Below are 24697 nucleotides of genomic sequence, written 5' to 3'. Positions count from 1 at the left end.
ATCAATCAAAAATCTCATATTTCATGCTCATGATTGGATGATCCCCGCTGCTTTCATGAACATGTGCGTCACCGTTGGGCCAACGAAAGTAAAACCTTGTTGCTTCATTTGTTTAGCAACTAAACTGGCAAATCGTGAATGCGTCAGCGTCGAATCGTCTGTTATTACTGGCATCAAGTTGACAAAGCCCCACATATAATCGGCAAATGTTGTGCCACTTTCTTGAATGGTTCGAATCGCCCTAGCATTTTGGATAACGGCGCGAATTTTTCGTGGATTCCGAATCATTTCTGGATCGGCAGAAATTCGTTCAATATCCGGCTCGTCTAAAGCAGCCACTTGTGGAATTTGCATACCAGCGAAATCTCGACGATACACCGGTAGCTTGCCTGCGGCTACTCGCCAACTAAGTCCGACTTGAAAGACGCCGACCGTCAGTAGTTCAAATAGTCGTTGATCGTCATGCGTGGGCTGACCAAAGTGTTCCTGATAATCTTCAACACCTACGTTAATGGTCATTTTCGTTCCCCTCAGCTAGTGACGCCAATCCGCATATTGACTCGATCGTTGCAAAAATGCTTGATCAAAAGGATCAGGGCCGATCCGCTCGCCGCGATCTAATTCTGCCAATTTGGTCATGTCTGCCGTCGTTAATGAAAAGCCTGCCAAATTAAGATTTTCAATTAACCGCTTTTCATGAACCGATTTAGGAATGATAACTACACCTCGTTGCAACTGCCATCGCAAAATTACTTGGGCCGGTGTCACTTGATGTTCGGTTGCCATACGTTGGATCACCGGATCTTGTAACTCATGACTCTTTCCCCCACCTAATGGACTCCAAGCTTCGTGGACAATCTGATTTATTTTTAAATAATCGTGCAATTCAGTTTGTTGAAAATATGGATGAGTTTCAATTTGATCGACCATTGGTGGCACATTGGCTGTGCTCATCAGGTGTTCAATATGAGCCGGTTCAAAGTTTGCCACGCCGATTGCCCGGATCTGCCCATCATGGTACAGATCTTCCATGGCCCGCCAAGCGCTTTCATAACCTGGTGCTGGCCAGTGAATAAGATATAGATCTAAATAGTCCAATCCCATTGTGGTTAACGTTGTTTGAAACTGTTGAATGGTTTCATCGTAGCCCCGGACATTGTTCCACAACTTTGAGGTAATGAATAGGTCGGCTCGCGGAAGATTGCTGGTACCAATCGCCTGTCCTACGGCCGCTTCATTGCCATAGTAGCTGGCCGTATCGATATGCCGATACCCGTTTTTTAAAGCAGTGGTTACTGTTTGGTAAGCTAATTTTTGATCGGTAACTTGGAAAACGCCGACGCCCAGTTGTGGCATCTTGACATCGTTGATTAATGAAACAGTTGTCGTCATTGGCTGCATCATTTTAACCTCCAGAAGTAAATATGACTGATAACCTCATTATGACCTGTCGGCTTGAGCATTTCAAACTGGACGGATTAGCAAATAATGATAGGAAGTCGCGTTCTTTTAGAGAACTCTCTAATCATTGGTTCTGATTGAAAAATCTCTGATAGGATATGAGTAAGCGGTTTCTAAAAAACATATTTGAGGGGTGTTCAAATGTCATTTAAACAACGCTTTACGCTTTTGTTGGCTACCATTACTGCCGGTCTAACCTTTGCGGTGGGAACATATCGGCCGCAGTCAATTTTAGCTAGTAGCAAACCTGTTACGATTTATCTCACACGCCATGGTGAGACAACCGCCAATGTAATGATGCGTGTTCAAGGCTGGAGTGATTTTCCATTAACTAAGAACGGCGTGAAGGTGGCAGACAACTTGGGACGTGGGTTAAAACATACTGATTTCAAGGCGGCTTATGCAGGTAATTTAACGCGCCAAACAGTTACTGCGCAAGAAGTATTACGATATTCTGGCAATAAAAAAGTTCATGTGACACAAAATAAGGATTTACGTGAAGGTGGCTATGGTAGCTTTGAAGGCGACCCCATTGCCGCGGATAATAATAAGATTGCCCAAGTCGATGGTTACCAGACTGGTGATGAATTTATGAAAAAAACGGGTAAAGATTACTGGAATAAACTGCAAGATGCTTATCACAAGCTAGATGTTGAAAATAGTCAACAGACTAAGCTAGCGGCTGCGGACCGTGCTGAAAGCGCAAAAGCAGTGCAACAGCGGATGACAACCGAGTTGAATCATATCGCTAAAACCACTGCTAAGAATGGTGGTGGTAACGTATTGGTTGTGAGTTCAGGCATGTCAATCAATGAATATTTATCGACGATGAGCTCAAAATATGATGGCAAACCATTGAAAAATGCCGCCGTGACTAAATTGATCTATAAACACGGTAAACTACAAGTTACTGGCCCGATTGGGACACTAAGCTATGTTAATCAAGGTGCCAAAATGAATCATTAGTTGCATTCAAATAATTACGACATTAAATGAAACCGTGCAAAATGTGTTGGTGTATCGATCTTAAGGTACCCCAACACATTTTTAATTTACGTCATTTTGATGGTCAAAGCTTAATTCACAATTACTAAAAATAGCAATCAAAGAGGTGAATTTATATGATAATTATGGTGATTTAGGTTTATATAATCATGTGAGGAGGTAATCAATGTGAAGCGCACCCCAGTCATTAATAGTCAGATTGCTAAGGCAATTGCTGAACTCGGATATACCGATTGGTTAGTCGTGGGTGATGCTGGATTGTCAATCCCAAAACAAGTTACTAAAATTGATGTCGCCATTGCTAGACAAGTCCCCACCTTTAGCGAAGTTTTGCAAAATGTTTTAACTGAGTTGTCTGTTGACCGTGTTTATGTCGCAGAAGAAATTAAAACGGCTAACCCAGATCAGTTAGACACGATTAAGCATTTATTGCCGACAATCCCGATTGTTTTTATTCCGCACGATGTGCTTAAGCAACGGCTTGGACAAGTATCGGCAGTCATTCGAACGGGAGAAATGACCCCCTTTTCCAACATTATCTTAGAAAGCGGCCCGTTTAATTAAGAGAGGAAGTTGATTGATATGAATATTTCATTTATTGGTATTGGCGATATGGGCAGTCAAATGGTGCCACACTTAGCTGAGGCTGGCCACACTGTGACAATCTGGGATCGAGATCCTGACAAAATGGCGGCAATTGAAAGTGATCGTATTGCCGTAGGAAGCTCCTTAGAAAATGTCGTTAAAGCTTCACAAGTGATCATTACCTCAGTTATGTCCGATGATGTCTTAGCATTACATCTTGGAAATGACCATACGCCAGGTATTATCAAATATTTGCAACCAGACAGTATTTTGATCGTCACCTCAACCCTTGATCCAGAAAAAATTTTCACCATTAACCAAGCAATGCCAACGACGACCAAATTATTAGATGTTCCAATGATTGGTGGAGTGCGATATGCTCGTGAAGCCCAGCTTAATTTAATTGCTGCTGGACCAACCAAGGCATTTGAAGTCGTTTCACCTATCTTAAGTTTGCTGGGAAATGTTAAATATACAGGCGCTTTAGGAAATGGCGCCAAGCTCAAATTGATTACTAATGTGGGAATTATGGCGGCCGAAGCCGGAATCCGTGAAACGCTGGATTTAGCCGACGCTTACGGAATTGACTATGAAACTGTACTTGATTTACTCCAAGTAGGTCCCTTAAAACCAGTAGTAATTCGTGCGTTAGATCAAACAAATCCGCGGCCGCTGAAAGATTCAGTGGCGGATGTGGATGAATTATTGGCAGCAACTGAATCCTTACTCAAATTACCGTTAGCAGAGGCCGCTCGTAATCGTCTACGAAAGGCAGTTAACGATGACCCTCAGGAAGCTCGTTTTATTGACATTACGACGACGGATACGAAATTACCTCAATTTAGACAATAATAATTTTAGCTGATAGATTAAATTTCGTAATAAAGCTGTTTTAAACTAAAAGCGCTTCAAAAAGGACCTTATCCGCTCAATGTGAGAGAATAAGGTCCTTTGCTTGAAAATAATCTAATAGCTTTATTTCAATTGATCCATCTGATCAATATCAATCATCCAAGCCAAAGCTAAGGCTTTTTCACCTAAATGAGCACCGACGACTGGGCCAAAATAACTCAAATCAAATGGCATTGACGGGAATTGCTTCGATAATTTATCCCGCCATGTTTGACCAGCAACAGGATCGTTCGCATGAATCACGATTCCTCGTAGTGGGTAATCAACCTGCGCTTGAGCTTCTGAAAAGAGCGTCTCTACGCGCGCCAAAGCCTTTTTAGTTGAGCGAACTTTTTCAAAGGCCACGATTTCATGTGTTTGATCATCAAAAGTTAACAATGGTTTGATTTTTAAAACGGAGCCAATAAAGGCCGAGGCGTTGGATAACCGACCACCACGGACGAGGTTTTGCAGATCATCGACAACAAAGTATTCCCCCATTGTTGCCCGAATTTTGTCTAGTTGGTGAATAATTTCATCAGGGTCAGCCCCGGATTGTACCATGCGGGCTGCGGCAAGAACCAAATAGCCCATCAGGCGAACCGTAATTTGTGAATCATACGGAATCACATGAATCCGATCTGCGACTTCAGCAGCGACGCCCTGTAAGGAACCAACAAATCCTGAAATTGTACTAGCCAAGTGAATACTGATGACCGTGTCATATCCTTCATCGGCTAAATGATTATACAACTCAATCATTGAGCCTAACGGGGGTTGCGATGTACTAGGAAATGATTTAGATTCTCGTAGTAATTGGTAAAACCCTTCCGTGGAAATATCAACGCCTTCGTTGAAAGTCTTCCCATCTACAACAAACGGAATGGGAATGACATGTATGTTGTTATCTTCAATTTCAGTTTGGGACAGATAACAAGTACTATCTGTAACCACGGCAATCTTCATAACGTCGTCGACCTTCTTTTTCGAAAAGTATTCGTCAATTCTACCACACCTAAAAAATAGTAACTACCGTTGCTCACCCTTTTGTGTGGTCAGGAGCCAAAGACAAACCAGATCAATTAAAAACAGAAGTGACAGCGAGCCCGCCCCCATCTGTGAACGACCAACGAGTTGCGCAATGAAAAATATGCGTCAAGCCGTCTAAAGTCGTGATATGTTTAAAAAATCGGCAACACCGCAGCCACTACGATGTTACCGTAACCAGAGTTGGTTCAGTCATAAAAAAATCCAGCTGCACTCTGGCTTTATAAATGCGATTGATTTAGTCATTTTATGGAAACCGCTCATGCCTAGTATGCCGTAAACAAAGAGTCCCCCGCCTTAGGGGTTAGCGGTTGGTGTTATTAACGATGCCATGATGCCTAAGACCACATTCCAGCGACAATCGTTGTATGTGACGATGTGACGGTACGTTAACGTCGGGTAAATCCTACTGACTTTTTTGACATACGTGCCGGTAGCAACTAATTGAGTCAGCTGTGGCAATTCATGCAAATGGTCTCGTAAATCAGCGGCCCCCATGGCGTCTAAGGGGATGACGACCAATCGCCGTGTCCTCGCACTTCTCCGTCCATAAAGAAATGGTCAAAACTTTACTCAATTTGAGATAAACGAGACAGGCTCGTTTCTAAGCGATTAAGCAAGATTTGAAGCAAATTTTTTTCCTCGTCTGTCCATTTGTCAAACACTTGCTCAGTCAGTTTCTCAGCGGCTGTGTTGATCGCAGTCAAAGCTGCATTACCAGCTGGTGTAACTGAGTAAATCAGTTGGCGATGATCACGACCAGTCGCTTCTTTGTCAATCATTTCTTTGTTACCTAAACTCTTAAGTTGACGACTAAGCGTTGAGGTATCGAGTTCGGTGGCGGAAGCGAGCTGCTCTTGAGTTGTATAACCTTGATCTAGGTTAGCTAATAACTGCCATTCAGCGATGGTTAGTTGCTGCATTTTGGTAATCGCCAATAATTGAGTCCGATGAATTTTTTCACTATCTTGGAGCGCTGACAAGCTTGGTTTCATGTGGTCACCTGCAATCATAATATTTTCTTAATCTGTATTGCATTATACAATAACAAAATTGCATTTTACAAGTGACGGTTAACAATTCTTTGTTTTGCGTTGCTATTTATCGACGCCTATAATGGTTATCATTGAGTTATATACGAACGTCTTAAAAGGAGATATAGGCATGTCATTTGATGGCACTTTTACACATGCAATGGTCCATGAACTGAGTAAGCAATTAACTGGCGGCAGGGTCGCCAAAATCTCACAGCCCTACCCAAATGAAGTAATGCTAACTGTTCGTAGCCAATCGAAAAATTATCCATTACTACTATCCGCCCATCCTAGTTATGCCCGCATTCAAATCACTGAAATTCCTTATGCTAATCCAGCAACCCCAACCAATTTCACGATGATGTTACGTAAGTATCTGGATGGCGCGATTTTGGCTGAATTGGTTCAAGTGGATAATGATCGAATTGTCCGCTTGAACTTCAATACACGTAATGAATTAGGCGACCGTCAACGGATCAGCTTAGTTCTTGAAATGATGGGACGGCATAGTAATCTCTTTTTGTTAGACCTTGGTGATCAGCGAATTTTAGATCTGATTAAGCATGTCAATCCCGATCAAAATCGAGTACGACCATTGCTACCGGGCGCAACTTATCAAGCACCGCCTGCACAAAATATGATTAATCCTTTTGTCAGTGCTACCAATATCGAAGCCTTAGTTCATGATTTCCCAGCAGCTGAAGTATTGGCTAAACAACTACAGATGACCTTTCAAGGCTTAGCACATGACACAGCATTATTATTAGCACGAGCGTTGCACAACAATTCGCAATCGGTCGGGGAAAATTTTCATGCTTTCTTTAGTCAATTTGATCAACCCGTTCCGACCTTGACGGAAAACGCTGCGGGGAAAACAGCTTTCAGTGCGATTGCAATTCATGATTCCACTGTCCGTTCGCAGACATTTCCCAGTTTGAGTCAATTGTTAGACTTTTTTTATCAAGATCGAGCTGAGCGAGAACGGGTTAATGAACAGGCAGGAAATTTAATTCATATTGTTCGCAATGAGTTGAAGAAAAATCGAACAAAATTGAAAAAATTACAAGAAACATTGGCTGAATCGGATCACGCTGATGAATATCGAATTAAAGGTGAGTTATTAACGACTTATCTGGGACAGGTTACCCGTGGCATGAAAGAAATTGAATTACCCAACTTTTATGATGATAACCATCCCTTAAAAATCACTCTTTCAAATCAGATTGGACCTTCGCAAAATGCTCAAAAATATTTTAATCGCTATCAGAAATTGAAGAATGCCGTTGCCTACGTGAATGAACAATTGGCAAAAACTGAAGCCGAAATCAACTATCTAGCAAACATTCAGGCCCAAATTGAATTAGCTAATCCTAAGGATATTAACGAAATTCGCCTTGAATTGCAGCAACAAGGCTACATTCGGTTACCTAAGACTAAGAGTCGCAAGAAACCGCGGTTGCAGATTAGCCAACCGGAACAATTTCATGCTAGCGATGGCACCTTGATTTCAGTGGGTAAAAACAATCTGCAAAATGATAAGTTAACCCTCCACACGGCCAACAAAAATGACATTTGGCTTCATGTCAAGAACCTGCCCGGCTCTCACGTCATCATCCATCAGGCCAACCCTCAGGAACAGACACTGACCGAAGCTGCTTTGTTAGCCGCTTACTTTTCTAAAGCCCGCGCTTCGGCGAGTGTGCCAGTAGACTACGTGCCCGTCAAAAAGATCCGAAAACCCAATGGTGCCAAACCTGGATTTGTCATCTATGAGGGACAACGAACCCTATTTGTCACCCCAGACGAACACATCGTTGATCAACTTAGAGGTTAACAGATTTTTTTCATCTGTTTAAGAAGTAGAGCTAAGCTAACCGTTTTACTAATGGTCTAGATTAGGTTGGCGTAGCTCGACAAAAAGCAGGTCCAAAATTGCGCAAAGTTTGCGTTTGGACCTGCTTTTTATTAGATTCATTTAGGTATGGGTGTCCTTTTTAATTCACTGATTAATTCACTGAGAGACTCCCTAAACTTCATTGATTCTGATTTTAACGAAATCAAGTCATGTGTAACTCGCCTGGAAAAGCGATGACGAGTTTAGCCCCTAGTCTAAATTGTGGACTAGTAAGTGGTAGACTGGGACGCCAGCGCATATCAATATCAGTCGGTAAATCAGTCATTGAAATGTCCCCAGCCGTGAGTGTTTTGAATGCTCCTTGACTCAAGTGCGTGCGGTCAGCACTGGTGGTTTTATTAATCAATGCGCGGACTAATAAGCGAATCCAATTGATTCCCGTCCCTTTGTTTAATAAGGCTAATTCAGTAAACGGCAATGCTGTGGTAATCATACGCGAGTGACCACTAAATGCTGAGAACAAGGTACTATAGAAACCCGAATGCCGCATTGCGCCTGGCTCGGCCGCAATACCAGGAATACCTTGTGGTTGGGCCTTAAGTGTGTGAATTGGCTGATCGTAAGCTAATTGACCGACTTCTTGCGGATCATTGACACCAATTTTATTCGAATGATAGACAACTCGAGATAAGAAGTGTGCCCCATCCTGAACCGGATTGAGAGCCTTATCTTTATTGATCACGCCAACATTTTCATGATGTAAGCGCAAAGCGCCAATCAACTTTAGCCGGTTGCCAGGAACAAAGATCCACTGAGGTCGTTCTAATTCAACTAATGTCATGATGTCGGAAATTTCTTGTGGTTCGAGATACTGCTTGTCCGCTAACTGTGGGATAAGACTAATTGCATTCGGATTATTATTAACCACAATTGTTTTAATTCCTTGCTGGTGCAATTCACTTATAACCGTGCTCATAACATAGTCGCCAGCCGCACCATCTCCTAATCGAAAGGGTCCAGTCGTTACAACAAGTGCCGATTGGTCTGATAAGGGTGAACTTTCGTTTTCTAACTCATAGGTCGAATAAAACGCTGGCACTGCTTCAGAAAACTCACCGGCTGTTGGCTCAACAGTCTTAAAGGTTGCTTGAATTCCAGCTGCTTGAGCCGCGTTCATAATCGCATCAGTATGCGTGTGCCACAACTGCGCGATCAGACCATCACTAAATCCGTAATACTTGGCCTGAGCTAACCAATGGTTATCATGAGGATGAGCGGCGACGTCAATTTCTAGTTCATAAATATGGCGCAACTTATTAAAATAAAATTCATTAATCTGAGTCAACTCAGCCAACTCATCAGACTGATAACCACGACGAATGGCTTCTAATAAAAGCATGATCCGATTGTCCAGGGGATGAATCAGTTGCTGGATTAAATCATTATCTGACAGTTTTGCTAAGGCGTCAAAAGCAAAATCACGATCGTGATAATGTGCGCCACGCATTGCCTTGATTAAAGCTTCTTCCACAGAACGTCCGATGCCAAGGGTCGTGCCAACTGATTTTTGCACCGTCGTTAATTGACGATCCACGCTAACCCCATGGCGTTCCGCTTCATCAAAAGCAAAAATCGGAAACCGCACCACAATATGGTCCAAAACTGGCTCAATTAAAGCCGTCCGTTTAGCAAATCCGGTAGGTAACTTCACCTCCGGTAATGGCACCCCAGTCATAACATTGGCGGCAACTTGCGCAATTGGATAACCACTAGCCCTTGCTAGTAGGGCTGAAACGCGATCATAGTACGGATTGACCTTCATGATGAAGTAACGATCAGCCCCTGGATCGAGCGCAAATTGAACATGAAGAACGCCGACAATATGCAACTGACGGGCGACACGGAAAGCAGCCTGCCGTAACTTTTGATACTCGCGATCGGTCAGTGTTTGAATGGGCGTCAGCTCGATGGAATCGGCTGCATGAATGCCAACCGGATCCATATCCTCAGTAGCGCCAAGTAATAATTCTGTGCCGCGAATATCGCGCATTATTTCAAATGACACTTCTTTTAGTCCGACAATACTTTGATCAATAATGACTTGTTTCGTTCGTGATCGGTCAAAAGCAGCCGTTAAGGCGCCATCAAGCTGATCTGCCGTCTCAGCGAGAACACGATCCCCTTCACCTTTAGGAGCGACTGATTTAACAATTACTGGAAATCCGACCTGTCGCGCGAAATCAAAAGCAGCCGAGGTATCACTGGCCACCTGCGATTGAATAACTGGTTCACCGAGATCGCGTAATGCTTGATTCATCAAAGAAGGATTATTAATGAGCCGTACAGTGGTTAAGGGCGTGCCCAGTACATTAATCTGTTTGTCATCCAAATAGTCATGGGCAATTAATTCCTCCACCGTTCGCATGGCGGTTAAACCACCCACAGTGACCAACAAGGTGGTGATGTTTTCACTCTCAATCACTTGCCGAACCACCGCTGGATCACTTGGATCACCCGCAATTACCGTGGCGCCACACGCATTATCCATCGAAAATGAATAAGGATTGTTATTCAAATAGACCGCATCAAGACCGCGTCGTTTGAGAACAAGTAAAGTCTGATACGTGGCTGCGTCAAGCTCACTTTCATGACCGAACCCATTGGGGCCGTCGCCTAAAATAAGAATTCGTTGATGGGTATTTGTTTTGATTTCGGCAGTGCGCGCGGCTTCATTAAATGCTGTTTGCTGTGCGCTGGTTTGTGATGTATCTGTCTGCGTGGATTCTGTCATTAGAATCGATCACCTCGAATTCCAGTTAACTCAATGAAGTCATCAAAGACTTGCGTAGTCTCCCATGGCCCCGGCGCAGCATCTGGGAAAAATTGGACTGAGAATGCGGGATAATCTCGATGCCGCAATCCTTGAATTGAACCATCAATCAGGTCAATATGCGTAATCAACAATTGGTTTCGATCGATACTTTCCCGATCAACCCCAAATTCCTCTGCCTGGGCCGCATACATAATTTGATTAGTGATGATTTCGCGAATAGGATGGTTCATGCCCTGATGCGCAACAGGTAACCGCATAATTTCCGCATCATTAGCTAAAGCAAATAATTCATGACCAAGTCCAATTCCTAACAATGGGACCCGCGTTTGTAATTGTTGAATCGTAGTCAAAATGTCAGTTGACAAATCTCGTGGATCGCCAGGACCGCTCGATAGCACCACCCCATCCGGATCCAAATTAAGAATATCCTCAGCGCTACTGGTAAATGGAACGACGGTCACGTTAGCAGAGCGGACAGCGAGTTCTCTTAAAATACCACTCTTTAAACCAAAATCGATCACAACAATATTGTGTCCCATGCCCGGATTAGCATACGGACGAGGTGTAGCGACCTGAGCGACCTGCTGATTAGTCAGCACTGTCGCATTAAGTTGATCAAAGGCGTGCTCGTCTGCCACGTCTACAATACTGGCATTAAGTCCAGGATTACGACGAAGTTTTCGGACCAGCTGGCGCGTATCAATCCCCGAAATACCAGGGATATTATGCACGCGTAAAAATTGATCCAAACTTAGCGATCGCTGGCGATTAGTTGAAACATTAGCAACTTCCCTTACAATAACCCCTTTAGTCGTCGGTAAGATCGATTCATAACTTTCGTGGTTAACTCCCACGGCGCCGATTGTTGGTGTCGTAAAGACAATGATTTGATTATGATAAATTGGATCGGTCAGCAATTCTTGGTAACCAGTAACACTCGTGTTAAAAACAATGTTGCCACTAGTTGTTGCAGGTGAACCGAAAGCCTGACCCTTATAAGCGGTACCGTCTGAGAGAATTAAGTAGCGTTCTGCCATCTTCTCAGTCCTTTCTCACCTTGCTTAAGTCCTAATCGTTGGTGACAATCTCAATGCTATCTTTTCCGTCAATCTCATCCACCGCAACTCGGATATGCTCATTTTGAGCCGTCGGAATATTTTTGCCAACAAAATCAGCCCGAATTGGTAGTTCACGATGGCCGCGATCAACTAACACGGCTAAATTAATGCTATTAGGACGGCCTAAATCCATGATGGCATCCAAGGCCGCTCGAATTGTCCGTCCGGTGTATAACACATCGTCAACTAGAACAACTTTTTTATCAGTAATCGGCGTATTTAAATTCGTGATTGCGCTTTTCGTCGCTGGTTCCTTATGATGAATGTCGTCACGATAACCACTAACGTCTAACTCTCCAACAGGAACGACGGTATTCTCCAGTTGATGCAACCGCGATGCAATGCGCTGAGCTAAAAACACGCCGCGGGTTTTAACACCGATTAAAACTAGATTTCCAATTCCACGATTTCGTTCAATAATTTCGTAAGTGATCCGCGTTAACGCGCGTTGCATTGCCATTGCATCAACAACCTCTTTTGACATATTTGGAGCCTCCACTATTAATTATGACTGTGTCTGTGCGTCTAGTTGATCTAACATTTGAGTAAACCACGTTGGTAGTGGAATTTCAAAGCGCAAAAGTTCCCCCGTTCGTGGTTGCCTAAAGCCAAGCGTCTGTGCGGTCAAATACTGGCCTTGTCCTGGTAAGGTTTTCTTAGGTCCGTAAAGTGGGTCCCCTGCCAGTGGATGACCAATGTAGGCCATGTGCACCCTAATCTGATGCGTACGCCCCGTTTCAAGGCGGCAATTGACTAACGTGAATTTCGGATACCGTTTTAACACTTTAAAATGAGTAATCGCATGACGACCGTCTTTCACCACAGCCATTTTTTTGCGATCCTTTGGCGACCGGCCAATAGGCGCATCAATCGTGCCTTCGTGTTCCTTGATAACTCCGTGAACTAACGCCACATATTGTCGTTCATTTGTTTTAGCCTTCAATTGAGCGGTTAGGCTTTGCTGAGCAACATCATTCTTAGCAACCATTAATAAGCCTGACGTGTCCTTATCGATTCGGTGCACAATGCCAGGTCGCAAACTACCATTAATGGTTGATAGGGGTGAATGTGCGAGCAATGCATTGACCAGTGTATGATCTGGATGACCTGGAGCCGGATGAACAACCATTCCCTGAGGTTTGTTAACCACTAGAACGTCGTCATCTTCATAGACGATATCTAAGTCGATCGGTTCAGGTACTAACGCAATTGGTATCACTGCGGCCGGTTGATAAGTGATTCGATCGCCAATTGAAACTTCGTATAGATTTTTTTGTGGCTGATCATTGACTAAAGCCTGCTGGTCGTTAATGGCGATTTGTGCTTGTGACCGGGTAATACCTGCCAACTGGCTAAGTGTTTTATCGAAACGATGGCCTTGACTAGATGCGTCAATTATAAAAAATTGTTCGTCCGATGAGTTACCCTTCAAAGGTTCATTTACTTGGATTTTAGCCATTGAAGCCTCCCTAGTGTCGTCCGTGACCAGCAGCGTGTCGTGGGCCAGTCGGTGAATCGTCTCGGTCAGTTATGACGGCGACAATAAGTAAAATCACGCCTAGCGTCAGGCACCAATCGGCAAAATTACTGATTGGAAATCCCTTTAAGAAATCGAATTGAAACATATCGACGACATAGCCTAAGCGTAACCGATCGATAAAGTTGCCTAACGTTCCGGCCATCATCAGACTGATCCCCCACATATAGAGACGATGTGTTGACAAACGCCACATGGCATAAATCAAAACGCCCACGGCAACGATAGTGATGATGATAAAAATATCAATGCGCCCAGATAAAATGGACCAAGCCGCCCCGTTATTACGCAGACTTGTTAATGAAAGTATGCCCGGAATAAATTCATGCGTGCTTCCCAAGGCAAATTGTGTGGCAATGAAATACTTAATAGTTTGGTCTGCAGCAACTAATAAAAGAATGAAAATCCAATAAAATAACATGGCGATTCGTGGTTTTCCACGGCTCCTTCTCAAGGTTTTTGAAAATACAAGCTTAACGTAAAATGCTAATTAGAAAATTCCAGCAATTACGCCATCATCTGAGATACTCATATTTAAGGCAGCGGGCTGTTTTGGCAAGCCAGGCATTGTTAAAATTGCGCCGGTTAGTGCAACCATAAAGCCAGCCCCCAAACGCGGCTGAAATTCACGAATATGGATATCAAAATTAGTTGGTGCGCCTAACAATTTTGGCTGATCAGAAAGCGAATACTGCGTTTTGGCCATACATAATGGTAACTTGTCCCAGCCGCGTTTGGCAAAACGGCGTAATTGTGCTTGGGCATGAGGCTCTAAAACAACATTTCGTCCACCATAAATTGTGGTGACGATTTTTTGCGCGCGAGCCATCAAATCGTCATCGGCGGCCATCAAAGGGGTGAAGTGAACTGGCTCCTGTGCCGCTCGCACAACGGCATGGGCCAGGGCTGTTGTGCCTGCCCCGCCGTGCGCCCATTCATCAGCCTCCACAGCAGGAACGTTAAATCGTTGACAGTATTCTTGAATCATCTTAATCTCATCTGGTGTATCTGATGTGAATGCATTAATCGCAACCACTACTGGAATTTGATAACGCTGCATACTCTTAATATGTTGACCTAAATTAGCCAATCCCTTTTCTAAGGCTGTTAAGTCAGGGGTGGTTAGATCAGCTAATGCTTGCCCGCCGTGTAGTTTTAAAGCCCGCACAGTCGCAACCAACACAATCGCGCTCGGAGCTTGCCCTAAAACAGGAACCTTGATATCAAGAAATTTTTCTCCACCTAAATCAGCGCCAAAACCGGCTTCGGTCACGGCATAGTCACCTAACTGAAGTGCAGTTTTAGTGGCAAGGACACTATTACAACCATGCGCGATATTCGCAAATGGTCCTCCATGAATAATTGCCGGAGTCCCTTCTAGGGTTTGTACTAGGTTGGGCTTGATCGCGTCCTTCAGAAGCAACGCAATGGCGCCACCAACATGAAGATCGGCAACAGTGATCGGTTGTCGGTCAAATGTTTCAGCAATCACCATCCGATTAATGCGGTCTTTTAAGTCATGTAAGTCCGTTGCTAAGCATAAAATCGCCATTAACTCACTGGCCACTGTAATATCAAAGTGGTCCTCACGTGGCATTCCTGACGTCGGTCCGCCCATTCCGACGACCGTATTGCGCAGTGCCCGATCGTTGATGTCAAGTACACGGTGTAAGGAGATTCGTCGCGGATCAATTTGCAAGTCATTGCCTTGTTGAATGTGGTTATCAATCAATGCCGCTAAAGTGTTATTGGCAGTCGTTAGTGCATGAAAATCGCCATTGAAATGTAAATTAATATCTTCCATTGGTGCGACCTGCGCGTAGCCTCCACCGGTTGCACCGCCTTTCATGCCCATAACTGGACCCAGAGACGGTTCGCGCAACGCTAAAATGGCCCTTTTTCCAATTTTTCGTAAACCATCTCCTAATCCAATCGTGACCGTGGTCTTACCTTCGCCGGCAGGGGTAGGATTGATTGAGGTGACTAAAATAAGCTTGCCGGGTTGATATGGCTGAGTAAGAGGCAACGTAATCTTAGCCTTGAAATGGCCATAAGGTTCAATTTCATCTTCAGTTAAGCCCGACCGCTGCGCAATTTCATTAATCTGCTGTAAGTGTGTCTGCTGTGCAATTTCAATATCAGTTAATTGTGTCAAATCGAATCCCCCAGTTATTCATAAAAACTATTTTTGGCATAAGTCGTTAAATGCTATACTCAATCCAAACATTAGCTTTTCTACAATTGTTCTGAAAGCCTTGCTAAGGCCCGTTTAGATAATCGATAGGCAAAGCGTCGTCCATGAACATAAAAAGTTAATGTATGGCCTGAAATTCGAACTTGTTCTAACTGATTAAGCTTAACTGTTAGAGCTCGCGGCGCCAATAAACGTCGGACCATCAGTGTTTCATCGTTAATTAATAATTGGCGACCGACTAGTTGCCATGTCAGAAACAGAACAAAAATGATGGCAATAATGATGGCCGGCCAATTAAATTTGGCCATTTCATATTGAAAAATAATGCCACCGAACAAGAAAATTGCCACCCAAGACCAGATGATAACCGCCGATAACCCACTGGGTTGATAATAAAATCGTTGTTGACTCATGGTTTAAAACCACCTTTCAAGGACACAAGACTTATTTTAACAAATTTGAGGTCGAAAATGATGATTAAACTGTATACAGATGCGGCTAGTCCCGCTTACCAGACAACAAGTGAAGAAACAAGTGGTGCTGGTCTTTTGATTATTCAAAATCACCACCAACACCAACTTAAACAGATTGTCGCCTCTGGTAATAATCATGAAGCAGAATTTCTGGCAGCAATTGCTGGTTTTGAAGCGGTCAAACAGCTAGCCGAGCCAACCGATACCATCATGTTTTTTACCGATAGTCGCCTCGTTGCTGACGCGGTTGGTAAAGGCGTGACTAAACATTACCGTGATCTGACTAAAACATTATTGGCCTTACAGGATGGGTTTCAGTTGGTTGTGACCGAGTGGATTCCCGAGCGACAAAATCATGGCGCCCATCAGTTAGCACTACAGGCACTCCACCATCAAAGCTAGCCTAACACAAGCGCGTTTATCCACCATCCCAGCTCAAAAAATTTAGTAAAACAACAAGAGTAAAGTACCAAATTAGTTCACTAATATTCTAAAAATAAATTGGCTCAAGCCAAGAGTAAAAAATAAACGGAATTTTCAAATCAAAATGATCAAAATGCGGGGCATGAGTCAAGTAACGTTGCTTACCGACTTATGTCCCGCTCACTAAGAATTAGTCATGATGCCAAATTGGTTTTCCCCAATATTGGTATAAATCTGTCCGTAACGCCCCGTTGTATAATTTGCGTTTTTTAGTCGCTCGTTGACCGTAGCTTGTTTCAAAATCGAGGTCACTAGTCAAAATATATTTACTCCAGGTTTTGAGTGGGGAAAATGAGCGCCCCATTCCCTGATACAGGCGACGAACACTCACCTCATCGCTTAGTCGTTCCCCATAGGGGGGATTGGCCACAATCACACCATTAATTTTATCTGTCGTTAACTGAGTTACATCGGCAACCGTAAAAGCGACATCATTGCTTAAGCCGGCTGCTCGCGCATTGGCCTTTGCGGCTTCAACCATCGTCGGATCAATATCAGAACCGGCGATATCGAACTGGCTATCATAATCAGCTTGATCATCTGCTTCATCTCGCACTAAATCGGCGACTTGGTCATCCACCCATGGCCAAGTTTCGCAAATGAATTTGCGCTTATATCCAGGTGCAATGTTGCGCGCAATCAAAGCGGCTTCGATGGGGATCGTTCCTGATCCGCAAACTGGATCCAAAAAAGGCATGTCCGCAGGATGCCAATGCGTCAATAAAATTAACGCTGCCGCCATATTCTCTTTCAGTGGTGCACTTCCCTTAGCAACCCGATAACCGCGTTTAAATAAAGAATCTCCCGTTGTATCCAACGTTAACATGACTTGATCTTTATTAATGGACACTTCTAATGGAAAAGTTGCCCCAGTTTCAGGTAATCGGCTTCGCCGGTGGTAAGTTTCACTCAATTGCACTGCAATGGCTTTCTTTACGATCGCCTGTGCATCTGGCACGCTATGTAGTTGTGAATTGTGTGATCGTCCTTCGACAGGAAAAGCTGCATCCATCGGTAACAGCTCATCCCACGCCACAGCCTTAGTAGCATCAAATAACTCCGTGAATGTCACCGCAGGAAATTCGGCCACGATAATTTTGATGCGATCCGCCGTCCGCAACCACAAATTAGTGCTTAAGATGTCTTTAATCGTTCCTTCAAAGCGAACCCGTCCATTTTCAACATTTACTTCATAGCCCAGGTCACGTAATTCGCGCCCTACCAATGCCTCAATTCCTGCAGCACAGGTGGCCATCAATTTAAATTTTTGCATGTAAACTCCTGTCAAACTTGATTTCATTGTTGCTGACCTTCATCTTACCATTTGCGACTAAAAAAAGAGACCCCTCATCACTGAGCGATCTCTGCCTGTTGCAAATTTCTGTAAGCCATGTTTTGTACTTTGTAGACTTCAGGCGCAGTCTACGCCGTGGTAATCATCTATCTCAGGACGTACTGTCCTCCCCCACAATCAGTTCAATTACCTATGTGAAGCTCCCCTACCGTAGTTTGGGTTTCCCGCTCGAGGGGTTTACCGCGTTCCACCCAGCTCGTTTCCGAACTGGTTTCGTCACTGTGGCACTTTTCAGGGATACTAGGGCATAGTCGAAACGTTAGCCGTGTTTTCCCGCCGTTACCTCCAAAGAGGCACCCCAGCTTATTTTTTCACTGAGCACGAACACTACAGGCATCGCAGCCTGTGCGAGCATGGACTTTCCTGACGCAACAAAAGTCACGCCCAATTACCCGAAATTTGCAAATCATTGCCAAAAGATTAACTATTCCAGCCAGACTGAGACATCGAACCGCCATTATCTAAGGGGCCTTGATTATTCCCATTGTCTAACTGTGAACCAAAAACATGACGTTCTAAATTGCTAAGCCGTTTTAAAATGTCCATGTTTGTCACACTGCTGGTCGTCGAGTTCGATGATTCCGGTTGGCTAGGCACGGCCTGACGCGCACTGACTTGCCGTGTCAAGTCATCAACTTTGCCCGACAATTGTTCATTTTCGTTCCGCAGTTGAGAAATTTCGCGGTTGAACGTTTCATAATCCTTAATCACTAGATCAAGGAAACTGTCCACGTCTGTGGGGTCATATGCCGTCCCCATCCGTTTTTCTTTGAATTCCTTTTGCAGGATGTCCTGCGTAGTAAAGTTGATTTCTTGCATGACTGTTACACCTCATTGATTATCTGTCGAAACACGACTTGAACTATTGTAGCGCATGTTACATAAAATTAAAATGTCGGATGTTGATTTTCTTGATATTCGGTGGCACTTTCTTGTAACCAATCAAAATCAATTAGTGTCACATCGTATGGATGATGCGCTTGGAAAGCTTGGATGGCTGAATAGTCATAAGTCGGCTTCCCTTCATGTTCTATATCATATACCAACATCGCCGCATCTGTATGGCCTAACATGAAGCCTTGATAGTTTTTTAATTGTTGAGGAGATCGGTAAGACTGTTCTGAAACCGTCGCCGTAAAATCTACTTGCTGTTTTAAAGCGGCCAATTTCATTTGATTCTGTTCATTCCATTGGTTGCCAAACTGAGCGAACGGAAGCATCATGGCAACCTGAATTTCAGGATAATCTTCTTTTAATTCGTTGATAATTGGAATGGTCCATTGTTCAATACCTAACTGGCCTCCAGTAATGAACCAGTCAACACCGTTTTCAATCTGCGCTTTAAAGGCAGTTTTTAAAGCGTATTTAATTACCGTCAGCTTCAAATCATTTTCTGAAAAAATGCCTAATTCATAATTTCGATATCCACTTATCCACAATCGGCTCATGTTTAGCGACCTTTCCTACCGTCTTTAAAGCGTTTTGTGGTGCAGTTAGTTGAATTACCAGCCAACACCAAGCGATTTGCTTAAGCACTCTAAATATTACACCTGTGTTAACATCAGCGCCAAAACGTTGCCTGGATAGCAAATCTGATATAATAAGCGCATTATAAAGGAGTGTGGTCTTTTTTGAACATTCGTTATCCTAATGGGACCGCTTATCATCAGTCCGCAAAACGACCTGCCACAACTATGTCCCAAACGACTAATTACGGGGATCGTGGTATGTCACTTGAAGCAGAATTGAATGAGAGTAATCAATATTATTTGAATCAGGGTGTTGCTGTGATTCATAAAAAACCGACCCCGGTTCAAATTGTGAAAGTTGACTATCCAAAGCGTTCGGCTGCAACAATTAAGGAGGCCTATTTTCGCCAGCCTTCAACAACAGATTACAATGGTGTCTATCAAGGCTACTATCTTGATTTTGATGCGAAAGAAACCAAGAATAAAACCTCGTTCCCATTGAAAAACTTTCACGCTCATCAAATCGCACACCTGAGGGCCTGCGTTGCAGCTGGAGGTATTGGCTTTGCCATTATTCGCTTCACCGATGATGTCGCAACATTTCTCTTACCGGCTTCATTTCTCTTTCATTGCTGGGATGACGCCCTTCAAACTGACGGTCGAAAATCAATTCGTCGTTCGGCAATTGAGGCGCACGGTTATCAAATTAATCCAGCCCTTAACCCACTGGTTCCCTATCTAAATGCGGTTGATCAATTAATCACCGCCACAAAAAAATGAGTTAATTGATTAAGGAGTTCAACATGTCTGACAATAACGATCAACCACAATCTCGTATCGCTCGCTACCATGACGGTGATGACAACACCACGCCGACCGGTCCCAAACATTCGCGACCGCTATGGCGTACCATCTTATATTGGGTGTTCGGGGTTATTTTAGTCGCCTTTTTGGCTGGGGTCGGATTATTCACCTACTATGCTTCAAGTGCCCCCAAAATTACAACAGCTCAGTTAACCAGCCAAAATTCAACAGAAATTTTAGATGCCAAAGGCAACGTCGTATCAAATCTTGGCTCACAAAATCGGACTTATGTTCGTTCAGATGAGATCCCAGATCGGTTAAAACAATCTGTTGTTTCCATCGAAGACCGCCGCTTTTACAAGCATCATTTTGGCGTTGACCCGATTCGGATCATCAGTGCCACATTTGCAAACATTCATGGTAGTTCCCTCGGCTTACAAGGCGGATCAACGTTAACCCAGCAACTAGTTAAGCTGTCGGTATTCTCCACGGCCGCTTCAGATCGGACTTTAAAACGAAAAGCTCAAGAAGCTGCTCTCGCCTACTATGTTGAAAAGCATTATTCAAAAAATCAGATCCTAGAGTTCTACATCAACAAGGTTTACATGGGCAACGGTGTCTATGGTATGGGTACAGCGGCTAAGTATTATTACAACAAGTCCTTAAAACAGTTGACCGATGTACAGTTAGCGACGCTTGCTGGTATGCCGCAATCCCCGACTTATTATGATCCAATTGCTCATCCTAACTATGCTAAAGAACGACGAAATACGGTCCTTCGGGCAATGAATCAGAATAAAGTAATTTCTAATACCCAATTGACGCAAGACCTGGCCACACCAATCAGTACCGGTCTAAATGTTAATCATTCAGTTAACAACACGGATAGTGATGACAAAGTGATTGATGCGTATTTACAGCAAGTGATTAAAGAGCTGAATGCGAAGGGATACAATCCGTATAAATCTGGAATTAAAGTTTATACCAACCTCAATATGGGGGCTCAAAAACGATTATATAACATTGTTAACACTGACCAATATGTCAACTTCCCTAGCGACTTGTTACAAGTTGGGGTGACCATGACTGACCCTGAGACGGGTGCGGTAACCGCCATGATTGGTGGTCGTAAGCAAAATGTCGCCTTTGGTTTAAACCGGGCCACCCAGACGGATCGCTCATCTGGTTCAACCATCAAACCATTTATGGACTATGGTCCAGCCATTGAGTACGATGAATGGCCAACCTTTAAATCAGTCTCAGACACGAAATATAATTATCCAGGTACCAATACTCCGGTTAACGACTGGGATGGTCAATACCAAGGCAACATAACTATGAGGAAAGCATTAGTTGAATCGCGAAACATTCCTGCGATTAGAACCCTCGCTTCCGTGGGTTTAAGTCATGCCACCCAATTCATGGCGCAAAATGGTATGACCTTTAAAGAGCCTCTGGTTTATTCAAATGGGATCGGTGCGTACGTCTCTAGTGAACAAGAATCCGCAGCCTTTGCTGCCATCGCTAATGACGGAACTTACAACACGCCTCATCTGGTTAACAAGGTCGTCACCCAAGATGGTCAAACCCACAACTTTAAGGTCGCCTCTCATCGGTCAATGTCCAAAGCAACGGCATACATGCTGACCGACATGTTAAAAGGCGTCCCAACTGCTAATTGGGCCCCTGGTGCTCAAATCAGTGGTCTGCATCAAGCGGGTAAGACGGGGCAATCCGGTTATCCAAGTAGCGTCACCTCGGTTCCATCCACGGCCGTCATGGATGCCTGGTACTCTGGCTACACCAAGCACAGTTCAATCTCGGTCTGGACTGGTTATGATCAGCCTAATGAACCAGGTCATTATATGACGACCGCCCAATTATCCATTGCTGAGGGGATCTACAAGAACTTAGAGTTGTACATGGCGCAAACCCAAGATAATGATGATTGGTCCCGTCCCAGCAATGTTGATGTTGTGCGCCACAATGGCGTCGACGAACTCGTTATTCGCGGTTCAAACTGGCGGCAGTACTTAACTGGCCGAGATCAAAGTAGTGCCACAGGATCATCTTCATCTAGTGTCATTGTTTCTTCTAGTTCCTCACAGAGTAGTTCCTCGCAAACAAGTGAAAATGATACTCGGCTGTCTGAATCTAGTGCCACTCAAGGTGGCAATAATGGCAACAACAATGAGAACTCAAGCAGCAGTAGTATTAGCAGTACCAGCAGTTCGACTACACCAGCCGGTCAATCAGAAACGTCGCGTCCCTAATTAATTTCATTGCGACATTAATAATCACAACAAAAAAGAGAACTAGCAAGCACAAGTCTTGCTAGTTCTCTTTTTTGTTATAAAGCATCAGCAAACGATTTAATGTAACTTGGTACTGAATAGTTGGGCTTAAACGCCTAATTAGTGGTTGAATCGGTTGGATTAGAAATCTTCATGATTGGGATAGCCGGCCCATTAACTTTGGGGTTTACCTCCGTGGCATTAACCACCTGTTGTTTTCGATGTTGTCCTAATTCTCGCTCCACTTGGCCAGCAGTTGTGAGGTGCTTTTGCTGCCAAGTTAGTAAAATTCGATCAATGTAACGCAGGTTGTAGGCTTGATTCAACACAGCTTCACGCAAAGCTAATAAAATCAATTCCGGCTTAAACTGATCCTCGTCGAACCAGCGACTGATTGTTTGAAGCTCTGTCGGACTTAAAGGCCGGCCAAATTCGACTTCAATTCGATTAAACACGTCTGCCCGAGCTGAGGTCGTGGTTGGCGCTGCAATGGTCGCTCGGTGGGCTTCAACACCACTCATCGTCTCAGGCAAAGCCGCTAGTCGCTCATAAAGAGGAGTAAAATCATATTGATCGTGAAGTTTACCATCTGCATCCGTCGTTGAGTTAATGACTAGTAGTTGTTTTTTCAGTAATTGATCTAATTGATTGAAAATCTCAGCTGAGGTCGTCCCCATTACATCAGCAACAGCTTGGGCATCTGGAAAATCAATGCCACGATCCAACGACCGCTTGTATTGCAAATAGACCACTAGCTCATCGTTGGTCATTTCTAACTCACGATATCGACTTAATAGCAAATTATTAATCGTCGTTTCACCAGCTTGGATAAGGGCTTGTGCGAAAGCTTCCATGCGTTTAACAACCTCCTCATACTGACAGTGAATGTAAAGAGACGCCGCTGCGGCTATGGCAACGACGTCTGAATTATTTTACGGGTAGATCCGGTTAATCATACGTGGGAATGGAATCGTCTCGCGGAGATGATCTTGTAGCGTGATCCACGTTAAGAAACGTTCAAGTCCTAGGCCAAACCCGGAATGTGGGACACTACCGAATTTACGTAAGTCCAGGTACCAATCGTAATTCTTAGGGTCTTGACCGGCATCTAGAATTTGTTGGGTCAAGTAATCTAGATCAGTATCACGTTCAGAACCACCGATAATTTCACCGTAACCTTCAGGTGCAAGTAAATCTGCACAAATCACGACATCATCACGAGTTGGGTGCCGCTTCATGTAAAAGGCTTTAATTGCTTTCGGATAGTTTAACACGAAGACTGGTTTATCAAAGTGGTTAGCGAGGAAGGTCTCTTCAGGTGATCCAAAATCAACGCCCCATTCGACGTCAAAGTCATTTTCCTGTAAAAGTTTGATCGCATCGTCATAAGAAATTCGCGGATAAGGTAAGTGCGTGTATTTCTTCAACGTTTCCACATCACGCCCAATGGTTTCCAGTTCCCGCTGACAATTATCAATAACTGCCTGAACTAAAAAGGCGATGTAACGTTCTTGTAGCGCTAAACTCTCTTCTTGATGCATCCATGCCATCTCTGGTTCAACCATCCAAAATTCGGTTAAATGGCGGCGAGTCTTCGATTTTTCAGCTCTAAAGCTCGGGCCAAACGAAAATACCCGGCCAAAAGCCATCGCCGCAGCTTCTTCGTACAACTGCCCTGTTTGTGACAGATAAGCATCTTGCCCAAAATAATCCGTCTCAAATAATTCAGTAGTTCCTTCCGGAGCTGATCCCGTTAATAGTGGCGCATCAATCTTAATAAAATCATTGTCATTGAAAAATTCAAATGTCGCTCGGATCACTTCATTACGAATTCTTAATAATGCATTTGGTCGTGAAGAACGTAACCAGAGGTGCCGATGATCCATTAGAAAATCAATGCCGTGTTCCTTCGGTGTAATCGGATAGTCTTCACTTTCTCCGACAACTTCAAAGTCTTCGATTGCTATTTCATAACCGAACTTGGAACGTGCGTCTTCGTGAATCGTTCCAGTAACGTATAAACTGGTTTCTTGGCGCAATTCTTTGGCTGCTTCAAATTTTTCTTCACCAACATCATTTTTGCGGATGACCCCTTGGAAGAAGGCCGTGCCATCTCGCAGTTGCAAAAAGGCAATTTTGCCGCTCGAACGTTTATTACTTAACCAGACTCCGATGCGAACTTTCTCATCGACATGCTCTGGTGCGTGCATGATACTAATGGTTTCCACAAAAAACTCCCCTTTTTTCGTTGATCAGCGTT

Annotated in this window: 24 protein-coding genes and 1 other RNA gene; 7 read left to right on the top strand and 18 right to left on the bottom strand. The window is 43.8% G+C overall.

Annotation, left to right across the window (positions count from 1 at the left end):
• Nucleotides 1-27: 27 nt before the first annotated feature.
• Complete coding sequence (locus ACYQ0Y_RS01680; protein ID WP_407882299.1) at nucleotides 28-519, bottom strand: DNA-3-methyladenine glycosylase I; 492 nt, start codon at nucleotides 517-519, stop codon at nucleotides 28-30.
• Between the two features lie 15 nt (nucleotides 520-534).
• Nucleotides 535-1404 carry an aldo/keto reductase gene (locus tag ACYQ0Y_RS01675; RefSeq protein ID WP_407882298.1) on the bottom strand — a complete coding sequence of 290 codons (870 nt, stop codon included), beginning with the start codon at nucleotides 1402-1404 and terminating at the stop codon, nucleotides 535-537.
• A gap of 198 nt (nucleotides 1405-1602) precedes the next feature.
• Here ACYQ0Y_RS01675 and ACYQ0Y_RS01670 point away from each other — a divergent pair, with 198 nt between their 5' ends.
• The 3 genes from ACYQ0Y_RS01670 (at nucleotide 1603) to ACYQ0Y_RS01660 (ending at nucleotide 3903) form a co-directional block, all read left to right on the top strand.
• A complete protein-coding gene (locus ACYQ0Y_RS01670) occupies nucleotides 1603-2427 on the top strand; it encodes a histidine phosphatase family protein (protein WP_407882297.1) in 825 nt (274 codons plus the stop codon).
• A 207-nt stretch (nucleotides 2428-2634) separates the two neighbouring features.
• Nucleotides 2635-3030 carry a D-ribose pyranase gene (gene rbsD, locus ACYQ0Y_RS01665; RefSeq protein ID WP_407882296.1) on the top strand — a complete coding sequence of 132 codons (396 nt, stop codon included), beginning with the start codon at nucleotides 2635-2637 and terminating at the stop codon, nucleotides 3028-3030.
• A gap of 18 nt (nucleotides 3031-3048) precedes the next feature.
• Nucleotides 3049-3903, top strand: a complete 855-nt coding sequence (locus tag ACYQ0Y_RS01660; RefSeq protein WP_407882295.1) for an NAD(P)-dependent oxidoreductase — start codon at nucleotides 3049-3051, stop codon at nucleotides 3901-3903.
• Between the two features lie 123 nt (nucleotides 3904-4026).
• Here ACYQ0Y_RS01660 and ACYQ0Y_RS01655 read toward each other — a convergent pair whose 3' ends face one another.
• From ACYQ0Y_RS01655 to ACYQ0Y_RS01645, 3 genes are all read right to left on the bottom strand, one after another.
• On the bottom strand, nucleotides 4027-4908 hold the full coding sequence (locus tag ACYQ0Y_RS01655; RefSeq protein ID WP_407882294.1) for a DegV family protein: 882 nt from the start codon (nucleotides 4906-4908) through the stop codon (nucleotides 4027-4029).
• Between the two features lie 378 nt (nucleotides 4909-5286).
• Complete coding sequence (locus ACYQ0Y_RS01650; protein ID WP_407882293.1) at nucleotides 5287-5511, bottom strand: alkaline phosphatase family protein; 225 nt, start codon at nucleotides 5509-5511, stop codon at nucleotides 5287-5289.
• A 47-nt stretch (nucleotides 5512-5558) separates the two neighbouring features.
• Nucleotides 5559-5984 (bottom strand): MarR family winged helix-turn-helix transcriptional regulator, encoded by a 426-nt coding sequence (locus tag ACYQ0Y_RS01645; RefSeq protein WP_407882292.1) that lies wholly within the window; start codon nucleotides 5982-5984, stop codon nucleotides 5559-5561.
• A 169-nt stretch (nucleotides 5985-6153) separates the two neighbouring features.
• On the opposite strand from ACYQ0Y_RS01645, the gene ACYQ0Y_RS01640 reads away from it, so the two are divergent.
• Nucleotides 6154-7857, top strand: coding sequence for an NFACT RNA binding domain-containing protein (locus ACYQ0Y_RS01640; RefSeq protein WP_407882291.1), 1704 nt, complete (start codon nucleotides 6154-6156; stop codon nucleotides 7855-7857).
• A 223-nt stretch (nucleotides 7858-8080) separates the two neighbouring features.
• On the opposite strand, the gene ACYQ0Y_RS01635 is transcribed toward ACYQ0Y_RS01640, so the two are convergent.
• The 7 genes from ACYQ0Y_RS01635 to ACYQ0Y_RS01605 all read right to left on the bottom strand — a co-directional run bounded on the left by ACYQ0Y_RS01635 (nucleotide 8081) and on the right by ACYQ0Y_RS01605 (nucleotide 15973).
• A complete protein-coding gene (locus ACYQ0Y_RS01635; RefSeq protein WP_407882290.1) occupies nucleotides 8081-10669 on the bottom strand; it encodes a carbamoyl phosphate synthase preATP-grasp domain-containing protein in 2589 nt (862 codons plus the stop codon).
• Nucleotides 10669-11748, bottom strand: coding sequence for a carbamoyl phosphate synthase small subunit (locus tag ACYQ0Y_RS01630; protein ID WP_407882289.1), 1080 nt, complete (start codon nucleotides 11746-11748; stop codon nucleotides 10669-10671). Before ACYQ0Y_RS01630 ends, ACYQ0Y_RS01635 begins: the two co-directional genes overlap by 1 nt.
• Before the next feature lie 31 nt (nucleotides 11749-11779).
• A complete protein-coding gene (gene pyrR, locus ACYQ0Y_RS01625) occupies nucleotides 11780-12313 on the bottom strand; it encodes a bifunctional pyr operon transcriptional regulator/uracil phosphoribosyltransferase PyrR (protein WP_407882288.1) in 534 nt (177 codons plus the stop codon).
• Nucleotides 12314-12334: 21 nt separating this feature from the next.
• Entirely contained in the window at nucleotides 12335-13288 is a 954-nt protein-coding gene (locus ACYQ0Y_RS01620) for an RluA family pseudouridine synthase (protein WP_407882287.1), read from the bottom strand.
• Between the two features lie 10 nt (nucleotides 13289-13298).
• Nucleotides 13299-13787 (bottom strand): signal peptidase II, encoded by a 489-nt coding sequence (gene lspA, locus ACYQ0Y_RS01615; RefSeq protein ID WP_407882286.1) that lies wholly within the window; start codon nucleotides 13785-13787, stop codon nucleotides 13299-13301.
• Between the two features lie 69 nt (nucleotides 13788-13856).
• On the bottom strand, nucleotides 13857-15521 hold the full coding sequence (locus ACYQ0Y_RS01610; protein WP_407882285.1) for a formate--tetrahydrofolate ligase: 1665 nt from the start codon (nucleotides 15519-15521) through the stop codon (nucleotides 13857-13859).
• 80 nt (nucleotides 15522-15601) lie between these two features.
• Entirely contained in the window at nucleotides 15602-15973 is a 372-nt protein-coding gene (locus ACYQ0Y_RS01605) for an EbsA family protein (protein WP_407882284.1), read from the bottom strand.
• 57 nt (nucleotides 15974-16030) lie between these two features.
• Here ACYQ0Y_RS01605 and ACYQ0Y_RS01600 point away from each other — a divergent pair, with 57 nt between their 5' ends.
• Nucleotides 16031-16435, top strand: a complete 405-nt coding sequence (locus tag ACYQ0Y_RS01600; RefSeq protein ID WP_407882283.1) for a ribonuclease HI family protein — start codon at nucleotides 16031-16033, stop codon at nucleotides 16433-16435.
• A gap of 211 nt (nucleotides 16436-16646) precedes the next feature.
• Here ACYQ0Y_RS01600 and ACYQ0Y_RS01595 read toward each other — a convergent pair whose 3' ends face one another.
• The 4 genes from ACYQ0Y_RS01595 to ACYQ0Y_RS01580 form a co-directional block, all read right to left on the bottom strand.
• The gene (locus tag ACYQ0Y_RS01595; RefSeq protein WP_407882282.1) at nucleotides 16647-17789 is read right to left on the bottom strand and encodes a THUMP domain-containing class I SAM-dependent RNA methyltransferase; all 1143 of its coding nucleotides are present in this window, start codon (nucleotides 17787-17789) and stop codon (nucleotides 16647-16649) included.
• Nucleotides 17790-17895: 106 nt separating this feature from the next.
• An RNA gene (gene rnpB / locus ACYQ0Y_RS01590) (RNase P RNA component class B) lies at nucleotides 17896-18270 on the bottom strand.
• 20 nt (nucleotides 18271-18290) lie between these two features.
• Nucleotides 18291-18689 carry a cell division regulator GpsB gene (gene gpsB, locus ACYQ0Y_RS01585; protein WP_407882281.1) on the bottom strand — a complete coding sequence of 133 codons (399 nt, stop codon included), beginning with the start codon at nucleotides 18687-18689 and terminating at the stop codon, nucleotides 18291-18293.
• 68 nt (nucleotides 18690-18757) lie between these two features.
• Entirely contained in the window at nucleotides 18758-19318 is a 561-nt protein-coding gene (locus ACYQ0Y_RS01580) for an SLOG family protein (protein ID WP_407882280.1), read from the bottom strand.
• A 183-nt stretch (nucleotides 19319-19501) separates the two neighbouring features.
• On the opposite strand from ACYQ0Y_RS01580, the gene recU reads away from it, so the two are divergent.
• Together recU and ACYQ0Y_RS01570 are read left to right on the top strand one after the other, a co-directional pair.
• Nucleotides 19502-20119, top strand: a complete 618-nt coding sequence (gene recU / locus ACYQ0Y_RS01575; protein WP_407882279.1) for a Holliday junction resolvase RecU — start codon at nucleotides 19502-19504, stop codon at nucleotides 20117-20119.
• Between the two features lie 23 nt (nucleotides 20120-20142).
• A complete protein-coding gene (locus ACYQ0Y_RS01570) occupies nucleotides 20143-22416 on the top strand; it encodes a transglycosylase domain-containing protein (RefSeq protein WP_407882278.1) in 2274 nt (757 codons plus the stop codon).
• Nucleotides 22417-22553: 137 nt separating this feature from the next.
• On the opposite strand, the gene ACYQ0Y_RS01565 is transcribed toward ACYQ0Y_RS01570, so the two are convergent.
• On the bottom strand, nucleotides 22554-23291 hold the full coding sequence (locus ACYQ0Y_RS01565; RefSeq protein WP_407882277.1) for a DnaD domain-containing protein: 738 nt from the start codon (nucleotides 23289-23291) through the stop codon (nucleotides 22554-22556).
• A 78-nt stretch (nucleotides 23292-23369) separates the two neighbouring features.
• Nucleotides 23370-24665: an asparagine--tRNA ligase gene (gene asnS / locus ACYQ0Y_RS01560; protein WP_407882276.1), complete on the bottom strand. Its 1296-nt coding sequence runs from the start codon at nucleotides 24663-24665 to the stop codon at nucleotides 23370-23372.
• Nucleotides 24666-24697 lie beyond the last annotated feature (32 nt).

Source organism: Furfurilactobacillus curtus, assembly GCF_054657915.1.
The sequence above is the reverse complement of the archived record's forward strand: the minus strand, read 5'-3'. Positions and strand labels throughout refer to the sequence as shown.